The sequence below is a fragment of the Bradyrhizobium nitroreducens genome (genome assembly GCF_002776695.1).
GTDB classification, from domain to species: Bacteria; Pseudomonadota; Alphaproteobacteria; order Rhizobiales; family Xanthobacteraceae; genus Bradyrhizobium; species Bradyrhizobium nitroreducens.
This window is the reverse complement of the sequence record NZ_LFJC01000003.1, coordinates 6393860-6412487: the sequence shown is the minus strand read 5'-3', so window position 1 is coordinate 6412487 and position 18628 is coordinate 6393860. Positions and strand designations below refer to the sequence as shown.

The 18628-nt window shown below is 64.4% G+C and carries 17 protein-coding genes; 9 read left to right on the top strand and 8 right to left on the bottom strand.

All coding sequences use genetic code 11. The features are described 5' to 3' along the window. Nucleotides 1-31 precede the first annotated feature (31 nt). Nucleotides 32-1078: a 2,5-dihydroxypyridine 5,6-dioxygenase NicX family protein gene (locus tag TSA1_RS30600; RefSeq protein ID WP_100179571.1), complete on the top strand. Its 1047-nt coding sequence runs from the start codon at nucleotides 32-34 to the stop codon at nucleotides 1076-1078. Here the strand turns inward: TSA1_RS30600 and TSA1_RS30595 are convergent. From TSA1_RS30595 to TSA1_RS30575, 5 genes are read right to left on the bottom strand one after another with little or no spacing between them, the layout of a single operon-like run. Then, nucleotides 1075-2067: a 3-hydroxybutyryl-CoA dehydrogenase gene (locus TSA1_RS30595; RefSeq protein WP_100179570.1), complete on the bottom strand. Its 993-nt coding sequence runs from the start codon at nucleotides 2065-2067 to the stop codon at nucleotides 1075-1077. The genes TSA1_RS30600 and TSA1_RS30595 overlap by 4 nt on opposite strands. Before the next feature lie 3 nt (nucleotides 2068-2070). Next, complete coding sequence (locus TSA1_RS30590; protein WP_100179569.1) at nucleotides 2071-3159, bottom strand: NAD/NADP-dependent octopine/nopaline dehydrogenase family protein; 1089 nt, start codon at nucleotides 3157-3159, stop codon at nucleotides 2071-2073. Next, nucleotides 3156-4682: a class I adenylate-forming enzyme family protein gene (locus TSA1_RS30585; RefSeq protein WP_100179568.1), complete on the bottom strand. Its 1527-nt coding sequence runs from the start codon at nucleotides 4680-4682 to the stop codon at nucleotides 3156-3158. The genes TSA1_RS30590 and TSA1_RS30585 overlap by 4 nt, the downstream gene beginning before the upstream one ends. A 2-nt stretch (nucleotides 4683-4684) precedes the next feature. After that, nucleotides 4685-5974, bottom strand: coding sequence for an acyl-CoA dehydrogenase family protein (locus TSA1_RS30580; RefSeq protein WP_100179567.1), 1290 nt, complete (start codon nucleotides 5972-5974; stop codon nucleotides 4685-4687). A gap of 12 nt (nucleotides 5975-5986) precedes the next feature. After that, on the bottom strand, nucleotides 5987-6784 hold the full coding sequence (locus TSA1_RS30575; protein WP_245448446.1) for an alpha/beta fold hydrolase: 798 nt from the start codon (nucleotides 6782-6784) through the stop codon (nucleotides 5987-5989). A gap of 212 nt (nucleotides 6785-6996) precedes the next feature. Here TSA1_RS30575 and TSA1_RS30570 point away from each other — a divergent pair, with 212 nt between their 5' ends. Both TSA1_RS30570 and TSA1_RS30565 read left to right on the top strand, forming a co-directional pair. After that, nucleotides 6997-7758 carry an SDR family NAD(P)-dependent oxidoreductase gene (locus TSA1_RS30570; RefSeq protein WP_100179565.1) on the top strand — a complete coding sequence of 254 codons (762 nt, stop codon included), beginning with the start codon at nucleotides 6997-6999 and terminating at the stop codon, nucleotides 7756-7758. Between the two features lie 30 nt (nucleotides 7759-7788). Next, a complete protein-coding gene (locus TSA1_RS30565; protein ID WP_100179564.1) occupies nucleotides 7789-8625 on the top strand; it encodes an enoyl-CoA hydratase family protein in 837 nt (278 codons plus the stop codon). Here TSA1_RS30565 and TSA1_RS30560 read toward each other — a convergent pair. Further along, nucleotides 8622-8966 carry a LexA family protein gene (locus TSA1_RS30560; protein ID WP_245448626.1) on the bottom strand — a complete coding sequence of 115 codons (345 nt, stop codon included), beginning with the start codon at nucleotides 8964-8966 and terminating at the stop codon, nucleotides 8622-8624. The two genes, TSA1_RS30565 and TSA1_RS30560, sit on opposite strands and share 4 nt — an antisense overlap. Here TSA1_RS30560 and TSA1_RS30555 point away from each other — a divergent pair. The 3 genes from TSA1_RS30555 (at nucleotide 8959) to TSA1_RS30545 (ending at nucleotide 13874) form a co-directional block, all read left to right on the top strand. Further along, nucleotides 8959-10137, top strand: coding sequence for an IS630 family transposase (locus tag TSA1_RS30555; protein WP_100179563.1), 1179 nt, complete (start codon nucleotides 8959-8961; stop codon nucleotides 10135-10137). The genes TSA1_RS30560 and TSA1_RS30555 overlap by 8 nt on opposite strands. Nucleotides 10138-10219: 82 nt before the next feature. Then, nucleotides 10220-12571, top strand: coding sequence for a bifunctional salicylyl-CoA 5-hydroxylase/oxidoreductase (locus TSA1_RS30550; RefSeq protein ID WP_100179562.1), 2352 nt, complete (start codon nucleotides 10220-10222; stop codon nucleotides 12569-12571). Nucleotides 12572-12623: 52 nt separating this feature from the next. Then, nucleotides 12624-13874, top strand: a complete 1251-nt coding sequence (locus tag TSA1_RS30545) for a flavin-dependent oxidoreductase (protein WP_100179561.1) — start codon at nucleotides 12624-12626, stop codon at nucleotides 13872-13874. A 7-nt stretch (nucleotides 13875-13881) separates the two neighbouring features. On the opposite strand, the gene TSA1_RS30540 is transcribed toward TSA1_RS30545, so the two are convergent. Continuing rightward, a complete protein-coding gene (locus tag TSA1_RS30540; RefSeq protein ID WP_100179560.1) occupies nucleotides 13882-14337 on the bottom strand; it encodes a cupin domain-containing protein in 456 nt (151 codons plus the stop codon). Nucleotides 14338-14365: 28 nt separating this feature from the next. After that, complete coding sequence (locus TSA1_RS30535) at nucleotides 14366-15538, bottom strand: ABC transporter substrate-binding protein (protein ID WP_100181427.1); 1173 nt, start codon at nucleotides 15536-15538, stop codon at nucleotides 14366-14368. A gap of 249 nt (nucleotides 15539-15787) precedes the next feature. Between TSA1_RS30535 and TSA1_RS30530 the strand changes: the two genes are divergently transcribed. From TSA1_RS30530 to TSA1_RS30520, 3 genes are all read left to right on the top strand, one after another. Beyond that, the gene (locus TSA1_RS30530; protein WP_174719141.1) at nucleotides 15788-16306 is read left to right on the top strand and encodes a MarR family winged helix-turn-helix transcriptional regulator; all 519 of its coding nucleotides are present in this window, start codon (nucleotides 15788-15790) and stop codon (nucleotides 16304-16306) included. A gap of 146 nt (nucleotides 16307-16452) precedes the next feature. Further along, entirely contained in the window at nucleotides 16453-18144 is a 1692-nt protein-coding gene (locus tag TSA1_RS30525; protein ID WP_100179559.1) for a benzoate-CoA ligase family protein, read from the top strand. 19 nt (nucleotides 18145-18163) lie between these two features. Continuing rightward, nucleotides 18164-18622 (top strand): RidA family protein, encoded by a 459-nt coding sequence (locus tag TSA1_RS30520; protein WP_100179558.1) that lies wholly within the window; start codon nucleotides 18164-18166, stop codon nucleotides 18620-18622. The last annotated feature ends 6 nt before the right edge of the window (nucleotides 18623-18628 follow it).

Genomic DNA, 18628 nt, shown 5'->3' with positions numbered 1-18628 from the left:
AACGAAGAAGAAACAAGACCGGGAGTGACCCATGCTGGCAGATCGCATCGAGGCAAAATGGATCGACGCATTTTGCGAGATCTTTGAGCGATGCGCCGTCAAGGCCGGCGATACCGCCGCAATTCTCTCGGAGACGCAGTCGCGCGCGTTGAATGTGCATCTGGCGGAGCTCGCCCTGTTGCGCATGGGCGCGCGGCCGTTTCACGTAGTGATGCCGACGCCGCGTAACCGGAATATCGTTCCGGTTCGTTCGACGGGAGCGAGCGAGGCCATCCAGAAGCTGGGCCCGGTCATCACCGCCCTGCAGCAGGCCGGCTTCGTGGTGGATTGCACCATCGAGGGCTTGATGCACGCGGTGGAGACGCCGGAGATCCTCAAGGCCGGCGCGCGGATTCTGGTGATTTCGAACGAGCACCCCGAGGCGCTGGAGCGGATGGTGCCGGATTCCGCGCTTGAGAAGCGCGTGCGCGCGGCGGCCAAGATGCTGCGCGCGACCAAGCGGATGCGGGTAACGTCGAAGGCCGGCACGGCGCTGGATATCGACATGGTCGGCGCGTCCACGGTCGGCGTGTGGGGTTGGACCGACAAGCCCGGCACGCTCGCGCACTGGCCGGGCGGAATCGTCGTCAGCTTTCCCAAGAGCGGGACCATCAACGGCACGCTGGTGATGGCGCCGGGCGACATCAATCTGACGTTCAAGCGATATTTGACATCGCCAGTGACGATGACGCTGAAGGACGACTATGTCGTCGAGCTGGCGGGTGAGGGCACGGATGCGGCGATGATGCGCGCCTATCTGGCGGCCTGGGGTGACCGCGAGGCCTACGCGGTCTCGCATGTCGGCTTCGGCATGAACCCGGGTGCCCGCTACGAAGCGCTGTCGATGTACGACCAGCGTGACACCAACGGTACGGAAATTCGCGCCGTCTCCGGCAATTTCCTGTTCTCGACCGGCGCCAACGAATTCGCCGGCCGCTATACGGCAGGCCATTTCGATCTGCCGATGATGGGAACGACCATCGAGCTCGATGGCGTCGCCGTGGTGCGGGAAGGCGTGCTTCAGGACGTCTTCGGTTAGCCGCGGTCGAGCACGGGCGGCCGGGCGAGGTCGAAGTGCCGGAGCAGGTCGACCATGGCCTGAAGCCGTTTCACGCGATACGCATCCACATCCATCCCGGAGTAGTCGAGGAAACCAGCGCCCGTGCGCAGGCCGATCCGCCCCTCATGCATGTTGCGGGAAATGACCTCCGGCGCCCGATAGCGGTCGCTGGCGAGCGCGCCCTCGAGGTAACGGCTCGCGTAGTACAGGATATCGCCGCCGCCCCAGTCGATGAACTCGAGCAGCCCGAGCACGACGTAGCGGAAGCCGAACCCGTAGCGGATTGCCTTGTCGATCTCCTCGGCGCTGGCGACGCCTTCCTCGACCATGCGTGCGGCTTCGTTCATCGCCAGCGCCTGGATACGCGGCACGATGAAGCCGGGCGTCGCTGCGCAGACAACCGGAACCTTGCCGATGCCTTCGAGCAGAGCCTTGACCTCGTCGATGATGGCAGGATCGGTGGCTTTCCCGGGCGAGACCTCGACAAGCGGAATGATGTAGGCGGGATTGAGCCAGTGCACGTTGAGAAAGCGGCGCGGGTTCACGATCGCGCCTGAGAGATCGTCGACAAGGATGGTCGACGTCGTCGATGCGATGATCGTATCGGGGCCGACCTGCTGGGAGGCCGCCCTCAGCACCTCGCGCTTGAGTTCGACGACCTCAGGAACGCCTTCGAAGACCATGCCGGCCTCGGCCAACGCCGCGCCGCTCTGGCTCGCCGGCACCACCGAGACCCGCGCGATCAGCGGATCCACATCCGCCTCGGTCAATAGCCCCAGCGTCGACAGGCTGGCGAAGGTCTTCCTGACCTCACCGAGCGCGTCCGCCTCCAGCTTGGCGAAGTCCTCCGGAGAGCGAGCCTTGACGTCAATCATCGCGACCTTGTGCCCGGCGTAGGCGAACGCGACGGCAATCCCACGGCCCATGCGGCCGGCCCCGAGACAGGCAATGTGGGCGCGACTGGTCATCGGTCAGAATCCATTGCGAAGCAGCGTCTGAAATTCGGCCTTGCTGAGCTTGTCGAGCCCCAGCGTCCCGAGCGTGCGGCCGCCTTGCGCAAAATCCTCGCCGCAGATCGCGCCGCCGATCGACAGGAAGGCCTTGGCCAGAGGTGTGGACACGCCCGCGAGGCCGGCGACGGAGACCAGCAGCGACAGTCCAAGCCGCAGATCCTCGCGCATGTAGCGATGCTCCGTCAGCACGATCCGCTCGCGCCAGTCGCCGGAATCGGTCAGGCGGTCGTGCGAGCCGCGGCCATACATCCAGATCTCGCCTTGCTTCGCGTAGTGATGAGCGAGCGGGAAATGCGGCGCGCCGTAGCCGAGCGCCTCGCGCACCGCGATCCGCTCGGCATCGAGCGCGTCGGTCACCCGCCGGATCGCGGCTTGCGTACCTTCTTTATGGATATCCCAGCGTTCGAAATGTTCGATCGGGCCTGCATTCATCACGATCAGCGGCGGATGGATGATCGGGCCAGCATTCATCAGTGCGCCGGACAATGCGTCTCCGCATGGCTCGATCGCGTCGGGAAAGGCGCGTCCGATCACTTCGAGCGCGTGTGGCGCCCGGTCGAGCGGAAAGACCCCGACCGGCAGCCGCTTGGCGCGGATGGTGATCGCGACCTCGAACGGCCCGTGCTTGCGGGTGAGCCACGGCAGCGTGCCGGTTTCGGCGAAGCTCGCCTTGGCATGGTTCCCCGCGTCGTTCGCAGCTTGGGCGAAGATCATCGAGCCGAATGTCGCCGGCGGCAGGAAGACGACCTGGTCGTCCCGCAGATGTGGGGCGAGCAGGCGGGCGATATCCGGTTGCGCGAAGGCGGGAGCCGGACACAGGATCAGCTCAGCGCCATCGACGGCCTCGGCCATATCGGCCGTGACCAGCGCGAGCCTCACGTCGTGGCGGCCGTTGTGGTCCTTGACCAGGATGCGCGCGTCGGCGGCGCGATGCGCCGCGACCTGGTCGGCATCGCGGCGCCAAAGCCGCACCTCATGCCCTGAGAGCGCAAAATCGCCTGCGGCCGCGAAAGAGCCGTTTCCCCCACCCAGAACAGCGATCTTCAAGATGCTTCTCCTTGCGCGCGTGACTGCGCATCGAGCTGCTTCAGCAGGAAATGCTGGACCTTGCCCAGCGCCGTCCGCGGCAAATCCGTGACGAAGACGATGTCGCGCGGAAGCTTGTAGCGCGCGAGTTGCGCCTGAAGGTGGAACCTCAGTTCGTCCGCTTCGAGCCGGCGACCGGATCGGGGAATGACGTAAGCGATCGGCACTTCGTCCCAGCGCGGATCTGGCCGTCCGATCACGGCGCATTCACTGACATCGGGGTGCTCGAGCAGGACACGCTCGACCTCGGCCGGGTAGACGTTTTCGCCGCCCGAAATGATCATGTTCTTCTTGCGGTCGCGAACCCAGAAATAGCCGTCGGCGTCGCTCAGGCCGATATCGCCGGTGCGATACCAGCCGTCGTGCAGCGCCTCGCGCGTTGCAGCTTCGTTGCCCCAATATTCGAAGAACACGTTGGGTCCGCGCACGGCAATCTCACCTGGCGTGCCCGCCGGCACCTCGTTACCGGAATGATCGACCACCTTGGCCTCGCAGCACAGGCCGGCAAGTCCGGTCGATCCCGGCCGTGAGAGATCGCCGCCAAGGCGTGTATAGACGGCGATGGGGCAGGTCTCCGTGGAGCCGTAGACCTGAAGCACGGGAACGTCGCGCGCGACGAAGCGCTCGATCAGGTGCGGCGGCACGATGGTCGAGCCTGTGGCGACGGCCCTGAGTGACGACAGATCGGTGTTCGCCCAGGCGGGATGCTCGCTGACGGCCTGGATGATCGCCGGCACCATCACGGTCAGCGTCGGCCGTTCGTTCTCGATCGCGGAGAGCGCCGTGTCCGGCGTGAAGCGGGCGTGGATCGTGACCGTCGCACCGAGCTGGAGCGCCGGCGTGGTCTGGATATTGAGGCCGCCGACATGAAAGAACGGCAGCACGGTCAGCACGTGGTCGTCCGACGTCATGTTGTGCATGTGCTGGCTCATGACGCCGTTCCAGAACAGAGCCTCCTGGCGCAGCACCGCGCCTTTCGGCCGCCCCGTCGTTCCCGAGGTGTAGACGATCAGCAACGGGCAGGAGAGATCGGTGTGCGGATTGCGGCTGGTGCCGTCGCTGCGGGCCAGCAGGCTTTCGAACGTCGTACCGCGAAGCGGCGAGAAGTCGAGCCCGACAACGGATGTCCCCGATGCAAGCTCGGGAAGAATGCCCTCGAACGCTCGTTCGAGCACCAGCACCTTTGCACCGGCGTCGGTGAGAATGAAGAGCTGCTCGGCGACCGCGAGCCGCCAGTTCAGCGGCACCAGCATCGCACCCAGCCGCGCGCATGCGTAGAGCAGCACCAGATAGTCTGGCCGGTTCAGGCTCAGGATCGCGACGCGATCGCCGCGACCGACACCCAGCTCCTGCTTCAACGCCGTCGCGGTCCGTTCGATGCGCGCGCCGAATGCCGCATAGCTCAGCCGCTCGCCTTCGAAGGCAATGGCTGTCTTGTCTGGCGCGAACGCCGCGTTGCGATCGATCAGACTACAGAGGTCCACCGTCAGTCGTCCGTCTCGCCGGCCTCGTACAGCGCCTCGCGCCCGATTCGGTCGAGGCAGAGCTCGGCCGTCCAGGGCAGCATCAGCGAGCCGCAGCGGCTGTCGCGATAGATCCGCTCCAGCGGCAGCGAGCGAAGCATGGCCTGGCCGCCGCAGGTACGGATCGCGAGCGCCGCGAGCTCGTTGGCCCCTTCCATCACCGAATATTGCGCGGCATAGGCTCGCAGCACCTGCTCCTTGCTCGGATTGGCGCAGGCGTCCGTGACCGCCTGGAACCAGATCCCCTTGATCTGCTCTAGCTTGATCTGCATTTGCGCGACCGCGATCTGCTTGGTCGGGTACATCCGCCGCTTGACCGGCGGCATGCCCGGCACTTCGCCGCGCAGATAACGCACGGTGAAGTCGTAGGCGGCCTGCGCGAGGCCCATATAGGTCGGCGACAGCGTCAGGAACATGTGCGGCCAGCGCATCGCGGCCTGGAAGTAGACGCCGCGCGGCATCAGCGCGGAATCCTCGGGGACGAACACGTCCTTGAACAGCAGCGTCCGCGAAACCGTTCCGCGCATGCCGAGCGGATCCCAGTCGCCGACGACCGAAACGCCTTCCGATTTGGCTGATATCGCGAGGTAAAGCGTGTTGCGGCGAGACGCCTTCTCGCCTTCCTCGATCTCGGTGCAGAGCACGCCGTAATAGTCGGCATGACCGGAGAGCGATGCAAAGATCTTTTTGCCGTTGACGATCCAGCCGCCTTTGACTGGCTTTGCCTCCGTGCCAAAGGCGACGCCGCCGGCGGCCGCCGCTCCGCCCTCGGAGAAGGGCTGCGAATAGATCGCGCCGTCATCGACAATGCGCTTGTAATGAACCGCGCGACGCCGCTCGTGTTCCGCGCGGGTCTCGGCGTCCATGTCGAGATCGTCGGCCAGCGGGCCCGACCACAGGGTCGAGCAGACGTGCATGTTCCAGGTCAGCGCCGTTGCACCGCAATAGCGGCCGATCTCGGCCGCCGCCAACGCATAGGTCTGGTAGTTCGCGCCGAGTCCGCCGTGCTTCTTGGGGACGGCAATGCCGAGCAGACCGACGCGGTGCAGATCGCGATAATTCTCTGTCGGGAAGATCGCCTCGCGATCGTAGGTGGCGGCGCGACCGGCGAACACGCTCTGCCCGATCTCCCTCGCGCGCGCAATGATGCCGGCTTGTTCGTCACTGAGGCGGAAGGCGACGGGATCAAAGATCGGGGCATCCAGCGCGACCTTGCCGGTTGCGCCAATCGTCTTGCTGACTTGCATGGTCATCGCGCAATCACCTTACGCTTTGGTCGTCACGGAATCGAGGAAGCGGCCGAGCGCCGCGTCGAAGGCGTCGGGACGCTCGAGGTTGGCGAGATGGCCGACGCCGGCGAGCTCGACATATTCAGCCCCAGGGATGTAGGTCGCCGTTTTCGCCATCATCGGCGCGGGGGCATTGTTGTCCTTGGACCCTGACAGCAACAGGGCCGGAACGGAGATGTCCTTCAGCGTGCTGCGCTGGTCGAACCCGATCAAGGCCAGCATCATGGCGCGATAACTCGCTTCGGGCACGCTCCCCATGCACGCGCGCGCAAGCTCCATTCCCCTGGGATCCGGATCGTCGCCAACGAGCTCCTTCACCAGCGAAGGTGCCAGCGACCTCATGGTCTCGCCGCGATCGAGCGGGCCGAGCCGCGCCGCGATGAAGGATCTCTGCCAATCGCCGTCGGCCTTGCCGAAGGCAGGGCTGGTCTGCGCCAGCACCACCGCGCGGGCCAGTTTCGGGAACTGCACCAGCCATTGCTGGACGATCATGCCGCCGATGGAATGGCCGACCACAATGGGTCTCGTTGCACCAAGCTGTTCGATGAATTGCTGGAGTGCATCTGCCAGGGCAGCGATGCTGACGCTCGCGAGCGGTGCCGAGCCACCATAGCCCGGCATGTCCCAAGCGATGGCGTGGAAGCTGCTGCCGAAAGTCGCCAGCTGCTGCCGCCAGCTCCGGGCCGCCCCGCCGATGCCATGCAGGAAAATCAGAGGGATCGCGCCCGGATCGCCTGCGGCTTCATAGGCGAAGCGTCCGTCCTTTGTTATCATTGGCACAGGCTGCGACACGCAACATCCTTCTGCTCGGCCCATGGATGCTAACAGGCCTTGCGGCGATGGGAAGCGATAATTTTATACTTAAAGCAATTTCCGGGCCGTGTTTCGTGGCGCGGCATTCGCGCCGGCGAGCGGCGCCTTCATTGCAAAAGTTTGAAGGTTAAAATATATCGGAAGACGATCACGAGATCCGAGGGAGCCAGCGCATGTCCGGATTGCCGCATTCGCCGCACGCGCTGGTGACCGGTGGCGGCCGCGGCATCGGTCGTGCGATCGCGGCGGCTCTCGTCGGTGCCGGCGCCACTGTGACGATCGTCGGCCGGAACGTCGCGGCCCTCGAAGAGGCCGTCAACGCAGGCGCTGCGCATTTTGGGGCTGCCGCCGACGTCGCGAACGAGATCGCTCTGAAGGCCGCCATCGCCGAGGCCCATGCGCGCAAGCCGATCGATATCCTGATCGCAAATGCGGGCAGCGCCGAATCCGCGCCGTTTGCAAAGTCGGACAGTGCCCTGTTTGCGCGCATGATGGACATCAATTTCATGGGCGTCGTCCATGCCATCCACGGCGTGCTGCCGGGTATGAAGGATCGTCCCTATGGCCGTATCGTCGTGATTGCGTCGACGGCGGGCCTCAAGGGCTATGCCTATGTCAGCGCATACACTGCGGCCAAGCACGCCGCGGTCGGGCTCGTTCGTTCGCTTGCCCTGGAGCTCGCGGGCAGTCATGTGACCGTGAATGCCGTTTGCCCCGGATTCACCGATACCGATCTCGTCGCCGGCAGCATCGACAACATCATGAAGAAGACGGGACGAAGCCGCGAGCAGGCCATCGCCGAGCTCGCCAGGCACAATCCGCAAGGGCGCCTGATCGCGCCTCAAGAGGTGGCGGATTCCGTGCTTTGGCTGTGCGGGCAGGGCGCCAGCGCAATCACCGGACAGGCAATCGCAGTCGCAGGCGGCGAAATCTAGCGGCGCGCAACAGACACCCAAGGAGATCGCATGAGCAGACCAGCCAATCCTGTCACCGTGCCGCTCGCGGATTACTCGCCGCAGCATTTCCTGCTGGCCGTGGTCGACGGCGTTGCGACGGTCACGCTCAATCGTCCCGAGCGGAAGAATCCGCTGACATTCGAAAGCTATCGGGAGCTGACCGATTTCTTTCGTGCCTGCGCCTTTGACGACGCCGTCAAATCCATCGTCGTGACCGGTGCCGGCGGCAATTTCTCGTCCGGTGGCGATGTGTTCGAGATCATCGGCCCGCTCGTGAAGATGGACACCAAGGGGCTGACCGCCTTCACGCGGATGACCGGCGATCTCGTCAAGGCGATGCGGGCCTGCCCGCAGCCGATCGTTGCCGCAGTCGAGGGCATCTGTGCCGGCGCCGGTGCGATCGTCGCCATGGCCTCGGACATACGCCTTGCGGCGAGCGGCGCCAAAGTGGCCTTTCTCTTCAACAAGGTGGGGCTGGCCGGCTGCGACATGGGGGCTTGCGCGATCCTGCCGCGGATCATCGGGCAGTCCCGTGCATCCGAGCTGCTCTATACCGGCCGGTTCATGACCGCGGAGGAGGGCGAGCGCTGGGGCTTCTTCAGCCGGATCGTGACATCGGAGCAGGTGCTGCCCCAGGCGCAAGTTCTAGCGAAGCAGATCGCGGAAGGGCCGACCTTCGCCAACACCATGACCAAGCGAATGCTGGCGATGGAATGGGCAATGTCGGTTGAGGAGGCCATCGAGGCGGAAGCCGTTGCCCAGGCTCTGTGCATGACCACGGCCGATTTCGAGCGCGCCTTCGAGGCCTTCGCCAACAAGGTTAAGCCGGTCTTCCGGGGCGACTAGTACCTCGACGCAGAGGTTTTGACTGGTTGATCTGGGTCCTGCAAGATCGGTAGCTGCTCGGGGGCGACGAGGACTTCGATGCTGCGTGGGCCACCGGGTGTTCTGCGGATGAACCCGGCGCGCTCGAGCGTGAGGATCATCTGGTGCACGGTCGGCGGCGTGACGCCGAAATAGCGCTGGATGTCGCGCTCGGCCGGCGGGCGCCGGTTGACGCGGGTGTAGGCGTCGATGAACGCCAGATACTGGCCCTGCTTAGGGGTGAAGCCGGGCGGGGTCTTGCCAGACATTTGATTCATCGGTCGATTCAGCTGGGCCTCCAGAACGGAGGCTGTGATGAACATACGTTATCATGTCGATCTAAGCTGCGCGGAGCGCACGGAGCTCGAGCTTCTGCTGAGTGGAGGTAGCCAGGCGGTGCGCAAGCTCAAGCGGGCGCAGATCCTGCTCGCGGCGGATGCCGGACTCAGCGACGACGACATTGCCACCAGCGTAGGCGTCGGCCATTCGACGGTCTACCGGACCCGGCGGCGTTTCGTCGAAGGCAATCTGGCTGCCGCCCTGAGTGAGGAGCCGCGTGCCGGGGCGGAACGCAAGCTCACCGACAAGGAGGAGGCCCTGCTTGTGGCCACCGCCTGTTCGAGCCCTCCGGCCGGTCGCGCGCGTTGGACGCTTGAGCTTCTGGCTGATGAGATGATCAGATTGACGTCTCACGAGAGCCTGTCGCGTGAGACGGTGCGGCGGCGCTTGGCCGAGAACGATCTCAAGCCATGGCGCAGGAGCATGTGGTGCATTCCAAAAGTCGACGCGGAATATGTCGCGCGCATGGAGGACGTGCTCGATCTATACGCCGCGCCGCCCGATCCGCGGCAACCGGTGGTCTGCTTCGACGAGAGCCCGGTCCAGCTTATCGGCGAGGTCCGGCCACCGATCCCGGCAAAGCCTGGACGGATCGAGCGCTACGATTACGAGTATCGGCGCAACGGCACCGCCAATCTGTTCGTGGTCATCGACGTGAACCGACCGTGGCGCAAGGTAAAGGCCACCGCGCACAGGGCCGCCACCGACTTCGCCGAGTGCATGCGCGAACTGGTCGACGTGCATTATCCCAAAGCCAATCGCATTCGCGTCGTGCTCGATAATCTGTCCACTCATACGGCCGGCGCACTCTATCAGGCGTTCCCGGCCGATCAGGCTCGTCGGCTGCTACGACGCCTGGAGTTCCATCACACTCCGAAACATGCCAGCTGGCTCAACATGGTCGAGATCGAGATCGGAGTCCTCGTCCGACAGTGTCTCGACCGCCGCATCGACAGCTATGCCCGTCTTGTCAGAGAGACCGTCGCTTGGGAAAAACGTCGCAACGCCGAGCGCGCCCAGATCAACTGGATGTTCACAACCCAGAAGGCGCGCGCCAAATTGGGCCGCGCCTACCCCAAAATACCCGCCGAAGCGGTGCAAAAACAAAGAGTCAAAACCTCTGTGTCGAGGTACTTGATCGGCGCCTTTGTCTGACGCCGAGTCAGCAGCGGGGACTTGCGCGAAATTATTTTAGGCTTAAAATAGTTTTCATGGCCGGGTGAATTGGCGAGGTCCCATGAAAGTCGCGATCATCGGTGGCGGACCTGCGGGTCTCTATGCTGCGATCCTGCTCAAGAAGCAGCGCCCGGGCGCCGACATCACCGTGTACGAGCGCAATCGCGCCGACGACACGTTCGGCTTCGGCGTGGTGTTCTCCGACGCCACGCTGGACAATTTCGAGAAGCACGATCTTCCGAGCTATCGCCGCATCACCCAGGAGTTCGCCTACTGGGACGATATCGCGGTGCATTTTCGCGGCACCGTCCACCGGGTCGGCGGCAACGGATTTTGCGGCTGCTCGCGGCAGAAGCTGCTGCTGATCCTCCAGGAGCGGGCGCGCGAGCTCGGCGTGGTGCTGCATTTCGAAGCCGACGTCGATGACGAATCCCGCTTCGCCGATGCCGATCTCATCCTGCTCGCTGACGGCATCAACAGCCGCTTCCGCGAAAAATACGTCGATCATTTCCAGCCGGAAGTCGATCTGCGCACCAACAAGTTCGCCTGGATGGGCTCGACCAGGCCGCTCGATGCCTTCACCTTCATCTTTCAGGAGACGGAGTGGGGCCCGTTCATTGCCCATGCCTATCAATACGAGGCGGGGCACTCGACCTGGATCTTCGAGACCGACCCCAAGACGTTCGAACGCGCGGGGCTGAAGGGGCTGGACGAGACGCAGTCCGCCGCCCGAATGGCCGAGATCTTCGGCTGGTTCCTCGATGACCACAAGCTGCTCACCAACCGCTCGATGTGGCGCAATTTCCCGATGATCCGCAGCAAGCGCTGGGTCAAGGACAACATGGTGCTGCTTGGCGATGCCAAGGCGAGCGCGCATTTCTCGATCGGCTCCGGCACCAAGCTCGCGATGGAAGATGCCATCGCCCTGGCCGACGCGATGGAGAAGGCATCTGACATCAAGGCCGCGCTCGACGTCTACGAGCATGGCCGGCGTGAGGAGGTCGAGAAGACGCAGCACGCTGCAGATGTCTCGCTGGTCTGGTTCGAGCATGTCGACCGCTTCTGGGATTTCGATCCCGTGCAGTTCGCCTTCGGCGTGATGACGCGCTCGAAAGCGATCACCTACGACAATCTCAAGCTTCGGGCGCCCGATTTCGTCGCCGAGGTCGAGAAGTCCTTTGCCAAACAGGTTCGCGCCGGCGGCTTTGACGTCGACACCGAAAAGCCTGCAGTGCCGCTGTTCCAGCCGTTCCGGCTGCGCGAGCTGGAGATCGCCAACCGCGCCGTGATGTCGCCGATGTGCATGTACTCGGCCAAGGAAGGCGTGCCGACCGATTTTCACCTCGTCCACTACGGATCGCGTGCGATCGGTGGTGCGGGCCTCATCTTCACCGAGATGACCTGCGTCAGCCGCGATGCCCGCATCACGCCTGGCTGCGCCGGCCTGTGGAACGATGAGCAAGAGGCCGGCTGGCGTCGCATCGTGGATTTCGTCCATGGCAATTCGGCTGCGAAGATCTGCCTTCAGCTCGGGCACGCCGGCCGCAAGGGCGCGACCAAGCTGATGTGGGACGGCATCGACCGTCCTCTGGACGAAGGTGGCTGGGACGTGGTCTCGGCGTCACCGCTGCCTTATTTCCCCGACAGTCAGGTGCCGCGCGAGCTCGATCGCGCCGGCATGAATGCGGTGCGGGATTCCTTCGTCGCGGCGGCCGAGCGCGGCGAACGCTGCGGCTTCGACATGCTGGAGCTGCATTGCGCCCACGGCTATCTGCTCGCGAGCTTCATCTCGCCGCTGACCAACACCCGCACGGACGAGTATGGTGGCTCGCTGGAAAACCGCTTGCGTTTCCCGCTCGAAATCTTCGAGGCGCTCCGCGCGGTGTGGCCGTCGCACAAGCCGATGTCGGTGCGTATCTCCGCGACCGATTGGGCGGAAGGCGGCATCACCGGCGACGATGCGGTGGCCATTGCGCGCGCCTTTGCCGAGGCCGGCGTCGATCTCGTCGATGTCTCGACCGGGCAGACCGTGCGAGATGCGCAGCCGGTCTATGGGCGCATGTTCCAGACGCCGTTCTCCGATCAGGTCCGCAATGAGGCGCGGGTGGCCACGATGTGCGTCGGCAATATCACGACGGCGGACCAGGCCAACACCATCCTGGCCGCGGGTCGGGCGGACCTCGTCGCCCTTGGCCGGCCGCATCTGGTCGATCCCTTTTTCACCATGAGGGCGGCGGCCTGGTACGGCGCAAAGGACGCGTACTGCCCGCCGCAATATCTGCCCGGAATGGATCAGATTTTCCGCAACAGCGTCCGCGATCGCCAGGACCTGGAGGAGCTGCGGATTAAGGCTAAGCCCAAGACCCGGGCCGAGCTCAAGGCGGAGGCGACAAAGCCGCTTGCGGCGGAGTGACCGCCCGTGCGACGTTAACCCATTGCCTGTGTTTTGAGTGGAGTAAGGGGCGATGAAGGCGATTATCGTCGGTGGTGGTATCGGTGGTCTCACCACCGCTTTGATGCTGCGCTCGCGCGGCCTCGACTGCGAGATTTTCGAGCAGGCCGACACCATTCGTGAGCTTGGCGTCGGCATCAACACGCTGCCGCATGCCATGCGCGAGCTCGCCGGGCTCGGCCTGCTTCAGAAGCTCGACGACGTCGCTGTTCGCACCGACCAGCTCTATTATCTCAACCGTCACGGCCAGGAGGTCTGGCGCGAAGCTCGCGGGATCGATGCCGGCCACGACGTGCCGCAATTCTCGATCCACCGCGGCCGCCTTCAGGGCGTCATCCACCGTGCGGTCGAGGAGCGGCTCGGAGCTGATGCCATCCACACCGGTTGCAGGCTCGGCGCCTTCACGCAGGACGAGGGTGGCGTCACCGCCTATTTCTTCGATCGCGCCGGCGCGCATGTTCACACCGCGCGCGGCGATATCCTGATCGGCGCCGATGGCATTCATTCCCGCGTTCGCGAGACGCTGTTTCCGAACGAGGGCCCGCCGTGCTGGAACGGCCTGATGCTGTGGCGCGGCGCGCGCGACTGGCCGCTGTTCCTCACCGGCAAATCGATGATCGTGGCCGGTGGTCTCAATGCCAAGGTGGTGATCTATCCGATCGCGGAGGGATCGAGCCCGGCGAGCCGCCTGACCAATTGGGCCGTGCTGGTGAAGGTCGGTGAGGGCAATGCTCCGCCGCCGCGCAAGGAAGACTGGTCACGGCCGGGCCGCCGCGAGGAGCTGATGCCCCATGTGGCCCGCTTCTCGGTGCCCTATATCGACGTGAAGAGTCTGATCTCCGCGACACCCGAATTCTACGAGTATCCGACCTGCGACCGCGATCCGTTGCCCTATTGGTCGTCCGGACGCGTCACGCTGCTCGGCGATGCCGCGCACCCCATGTATCCGGTCGGCTCCAATGGCGCATCGCAGGCGATCCTCGATGCGCGCTGCCTTGCGGACGCGCTGGTGCGCGCCGAGCATCCGCGCCAGGCCTTGCTCGAATACGAGAAGAAGCGCCTGCCGATGACGGCGGATATCGTTCGTTCCAACCGGCGCGGCGGCCCCGAGGGCGTTATCGACGCCGTCGAGCAGCTCGCACCCGACGGCTTCGACAATGTGGACAACGTGCTGAGCTATTCCCAGCGCGAGGCCATCGTGCGCGGCTATGCCACCAAGGCGGGCTTCGCCGCCGTGCCGGGGCTCGCGGCGGTGCGCGCCTAATGCGCGGCTAGCCGCCGGGCGGCGGCGGCAGGAAGTGGATGTTGAATTCGGCCGCCATCGCCACCACGTCCTCCGGCTTCTGTTCCTTCATGTTGTGAAGGCCCCAGAACAGGTCGAACAGCTTCTTGGTCGGCGAGACCCAGAACAGCACCTTTGCGGTCTGCTCCGACTTGTTGAAGATGCCGTGCGGCACGCCCATGCCGAGCCGGATCAGGTCACCTGCGGTCGCCTGCGCCTCCGAATTGCCGAGCATGAAGTCGAGCTTGCCTTCCAGCATATAGAGATATTCGTCCTGGTCGGGATGAATGTGCGGCGGCACGAACGTGCCTGGCGGCAGCGTCGCGTGCCAGGAGAAACTGTGCTCGGTCTTGCTCTTCGGCACATAGGTCTGGCCCAGAATGTTCCAGGAAATGCCCTGGATGCCCTCATTGGCCCGTGTGATGCCGGTGATTTCGCTGCTCATTGAAGTCCTCCCGTAACCCGTCGCGGCTTTAGTTCGCCGCCTTGCAGTCCTTGGCGTAGCGGTCGCCGTAGTTCTCGAAGACCTTCTGCACGATCTCGGTCTGGAACTTGCCGTCCGGACGCTTGGCGACCTTGGTCAGATAAAAATCCTGGATCGGATAGCCGTTGGTGTTGAACTTGAAGGCGCCGCGCAGCGAGGTGAAATCAGCCTTCTTCAGCGCGGCCTGGACGGCGTCCTTGTTCGACAGGTCGCCCTTCACGGCCTTGACCGCACTGTCGATCAGCATCGCGGCGTCGTAGGCCTGGAAGGCGTAGGTGCCGGGCACGACATTGTAGGCGGCCTCATAGGACGCCACGAACGTCTTGTTCTGGGGATTGTCGAGGTTGGGCGCCCAGTTCGCTCCGCCAAACATGCCGACGGCCGCATCCTGCTGCGCCGGCAGGGTCGATTCATCTACCGTGAACGCCGAGAGCACCGGGATGCTGTCGGCAAGGCCGGCCTGCCGATACTGCTTGACGAGATTAACGCCGAGGCCGCCCGGCATGAACGTGAACAGTGCATCGGGCTTCTGCGAGGAGATCTTGGAAAGCTCCGGCTGGAAATCCAGCGTGTTCAGCGGCATGTAGGATTCCTCAACGATCTCGCCCTTGTAGTCGAGCTTGAAGCCCGCCACCGAATCCTTGCCGGCCTGATAGTTCGGCACCATCAGGTACATGCGCTTGTAGCCGCGATCCTGCGCGACCTTGCCGAGGATCTCGTGCACCTGGTCGTTCTGATACGAGGTCACATAGAAGAACGGGTTGCAGTCCTTGCCGGCGAATGTCGACGGACCGGCATTGGGGCTGATCAGGAAGGTTTTCGATTCCGTCACGGGCCGATGGATCGCCTGCAGGATGTTGGAGAAGATCGGGCCGACCACGAAGTCGACCCTGTCGCGCTCGAGCAGGCCCTTGACCTTGGTCACCGCCGCATCCGGCTTCAGCTCGTCATCCGCGACGATCACCTCGACGTCGCGGCCGCCCATCTTGCCGCCGAGATCCTTCACCGCGAGCGCAAAGCCGTCGCGGACTTGTTGGCCCAGTGCAGCGGCAGGCCCCGACAGGGTTACGACCACACCCAGCTTGATCTTTTCCTGCGCCACGGCTGGATTGAGGGCGGTGCCGACGAGCAAGGCTGCGGCCAAGGTCAATTGCGTTTTCATGATCTGTCCCCGTGACATCGGGCTTGCGCTGCAAGCCGCGTACTCCAATCCAAGCTTATGCCGATGATGGCTGCCGCGGCAAGCAAGCTCGACGCGCCGCCATTCGTGCGGGCAGCGCGCATGCAAGTGGCGCGCCAATTATTTGAAGCCTAAAGAAGTTGACGTGCGGTCGATTGTTGCAGCTTTGGGCTTGCGGCCGGACCCGATTTATTTGAAGCTCAAAATGTTGGGGAATCCGTGCCGGCGCCAATGCCCGCCGAGAGTGACTGCACCGCGATGCTCGATTCCGAGACCAAGGCCGTCGAAACGCCGGAAGATCACGCCGACGAACTGCGACTGTGGTTGCGCCTGCTCACGTGCACGACGCTGATCGAAGGCGAGGTCCGAGGCCGGCTGCGGCAGCGCTTCGACGTCACGCTGCCGCGTTTCGACCTGATGGCGCAGCTCGACAAGGCACCCGACGGCATGACGCTGTCCGATGTCTCCAAGCGCATGATGGTGTCGAACGGCAACGTCACCGGTCTCGTCGAACGTCTTGTGGAATCCGGCCATCTCGACCGGCGGACGTCGGAGACGGACCGCCGTGTCCAGGTGATCCGCCTCACAAAGCTCGGTCGCGCCGAGTTCCGCCGCATGGCTGCGGAACACGAGACCTGGATCGCCGATCTGTTCGCCGACCTCTCGCCGAAGGACGTGCGCGAATTGATGCGGCTGCTCGCCAAGACCAAGGCGTCGGCGCAGAAATCGGCCGCCCGCCGCCGGCCGTAAGCGCTGGGCGAGCAATCCGCCCAATCCCTTTGCCACAGGAAAAAGCACGCCATGCCCAAAATCCGCTATTGCGCCGAATTGTTTTAAGCCTAAAATGTTTTCCAGATCGTGCTGCCGGGTGCAATCCATGCTGAAAGGAGCGTGCGATGGCCAACGCCGCCAAGGTTCAAGTGACGGGCTCGCATGACGGCAACGCCGCGACGGCCCATGTCGATACGTTCGCGCGGCAGCATCTGCCGCCGCGCGAGCTGTGGCCCGAATTCATCTTCACGCGGCCCGAGCTGGACTATCCGCCCCGATTGAACTGCGTCAGCTACTTCCTCGACCGCTGGGTCGAGCAGGGCCATGGCGACGCGCTCTGCGTCATCAGCCCCGCAATCAGCTACACCTATCGCGAGCTGCAAACGCTGGTGAACCGCATCGCCAACGTGCTGGTCGGCAAGCTCGGTCTCGTCGCCGGCGGTCGCGTGCTGCTGCGCTCTGCCAACAACCCGATGATGGTTGCGACCTATCTCGCGGTGATCAAGGCCGGCGGCATCGTGGTGGCGACCATGCCACTGCTCCGCGCCAAGGAGCTGTCCTACCCGATCCAGAAGGCAGAGATTACGCTGGCGCTGTGCGACGGCAAGCTCGCCGAGGAAATGGAGAAGGCGAAAGCTGCTGCGCCGAATCTCGAGCGGGTTGTTTATTGGGGCAATGGCGCGCCGGACTCGCTCGAAGCGCTCATGGCGGACGCGAGCCCGGAGTTCAATGCCGTCGACACCGCCTCCGACGACGTCTGCCTGATCGCTTTCACGTCGGGCACGACAGGTAATCCCAAGGGCACCATGCATTTCCACCGCGACATGCTCGCGGTCTGCGACGGCTATGCTCGCAACATCCTGCGCGCCGAGCAGAAGGATCGTTTCGTCGGCTCGGCGCCGCTCGCCTTCACGTTCGGTTTCGGCGGCGTGCTGTTTCCGATGCACATCGGCGCCTCCTTCGTGGTGCTGGAGAAGACGACGCCGGACGACATTCTGAATGCGATCGAGCAGTACAAGACCACGGTCTGCTTCACGGCGCCGACGGCATACCGTGCCATGATCGGCAAGCTCGCCGGCCGCGACATCTCCTCGCTGCGAAAATGCGTCTCCGCCGGCGAGACACTGCCCAAGCCGACCTTCGATGCCTGGCTCAAGGCCACCGGCCTCAAGCTGATGGACGGCATCGGCTCGACCGAGCTGCTGCACATCTTCATCAGCGCGACCGAGGACGAGATTCGCCCGGGCGCGACCGGAAAGCCGGTGCCGGGCTACGAGGCGAAGATCGTCGACGATGACGGCCGTGACCTGCCGCCGGGCACGATGGGCAAGCTTGCCGTGCGGGGGCCGACCGGCTGCCGCTATCTCGCCGACGAGCGCCAGCGCAAATACGTCCAGAACGGCTGGAACATCACCGGCGACACCTATCTGATGGATAGCGACGGTTATTTCTGGTACCAGTCCCGCTCCGACGACATGATCGTGTCGGCCGGCTACAACATCGCGGGCACCGACGTCGAGGCGGCGCTGCTCACGCACCCGGCGGTTGCCGAGTGCGGCGTGGTCGGCGCTCCAGACGAGGCGCGCGGCATGATCGTGAAGGCCTATGTCATCGCGGCGGCCGGCGTGACGCCGGATGCAAAGCTCGTGGCCGAGCTGCAGGAGCATGTCAAACGCGAGATCGCGCCGTACAAATATCCGCGCGCCATCGAGTTCGTGGCGCAACTGCCGAAGACCGAGACCGGAAAATTGAAGCGCTTTGCCCTGCGGCAACTGGCGCAGGCTGCGGTGACGTCCTCAGGCGTCGCGGCGGAATGAGAGGGATGGAGAATTGTCCGTGACGACGCCGAAAGGCCCGCAGCTCGCAGTGCTGTCGACCGCCGCCGAGGATGACACCCGTTCGCGGGTGCAGGTGCTCCAGCCGTCGGGGTGGCCGATGCCGAAGGGCTATGCCAACGGCATGGCCGCCGAGGGACGCATCGTCGTCACCGGCGGGGTGATCGGCTGGGATATCGAGGAGCGTCTCGCCGACGGCTTCGTCGCACAAGTGCGCCAGACCTTGAGCAACATCGCCGCGATTCTGGCCGAGGCCGGCGCGCGGCCCGAGCACCTCGTGCGGTTGACCTGGTACGTGGTCGACATAGACGAGTACCTGTCCAACCTGAAGGAGCTCGGCAAGATCTACCGTGCCGTCTTCGGCGCGCATTACCCCGCGATGGCGCTGGTGCAGGTGGTGCGCCTGGTGGAGAAGGCGGCGCGCGTCGAGATCGAGGCCACCGCCGTCATTCCGCGCTGACGCGCG

Coding starts and splice junctions, on each gene's coding strand:
- TSA1_RS30560 (WP_245448626.1), bottom strand. CDS start 8,966: ATGTTCATCACAGCCTCCGTTCTGGAGGCCCAGCTGAATCGACCGATG.
- TSA1_RS30580 (WP_100179567.1), bottom strand. CDS start 5,974: ATGACCATGCAAGTCAGCAAGACGATTGGCGCAACCGGCAAGGTCGCG.
- TSA1_RS30565 (WP_100179564.1), top strand. CDS start 7,789: ATGAGCAGACCAGCCAATCCTGTCACCGTGCCGCTCGCGGATTACTCG.
- TSA1_RS30535 (WP_100181427.1), bottom strand. CDS start 15,538: ATGAAAACGCAATTGACCTTGGCCGCAGCCTTGCTCGTCGGCACCGCC.
- TSA1_RS30555 (WP_100179563.1), top strand. CDS start 8,959: ATGAACATACGTTATCATGTCGATCTAAGCTGCGCGGAGCGCACGGAG.
- TSA1_RS30575 (WP_245448446.1), bottom strand. CDS start 6,784: ATGATAACAAAGGACGGACGCTTCGCCTATGAAGCCGCAGGCGATCCG.
- TSA1_RS30600 (WP_100179571.1), top strand. CDS start 32: ATGCTGGCAGATCGCATCGAGGCAAAATGGATCGACGCATTTTGCGAG.
- TSA1_RS30595 (WP_100179570.1), bottom strand. CDS start 2,067: ATGACCAGTCGCGCCCACATTGCCTGTCTCGGGGCCGGCCGCATGGGC.
- TSA1_RS30550 (WP_100179562.1), top strand. CDS start 10,220: ATGAAAGTCGCGATCATCGGTGGCGGACCTGCGGGTCTCTATGCTGCG.
- TSA1_RS30540 (WP_100179560.1), bottom strand. CDS start 14,337: ATGAGCAGCGAAATCACCGGCATCACACGGGCCAATGAGGGCATCCAG.
- TSA1_RS30545 (WP_100179561.1), top strand. CDS start 12,624: ATGAAGGCGATTATCGTCGGTGGTGGTATCGGTGGTCTCACCACCGCT.
- TSA1_RS30570 (WP_100179565.1), top strand. CDS start 6,997: ATGTCCGGATTGCCGCATTCGCCGCACGCGCTGGTGACCGGTGGCGGC.
- TSA1_RS30530 (WP_174719141.1), top strand. CDS start 15,788: ATGCCCGCCGAGAGTGACTGCACCGCGATGCTCGATTCCGAGACCAAG.
- TSA1_RS30525 (WP_100179559.1), top strand. CDS start 16,453: ATGGCCAACGCCGCCAAGGTTCAAGTGACGGGCTCGCATGACGGCAAC.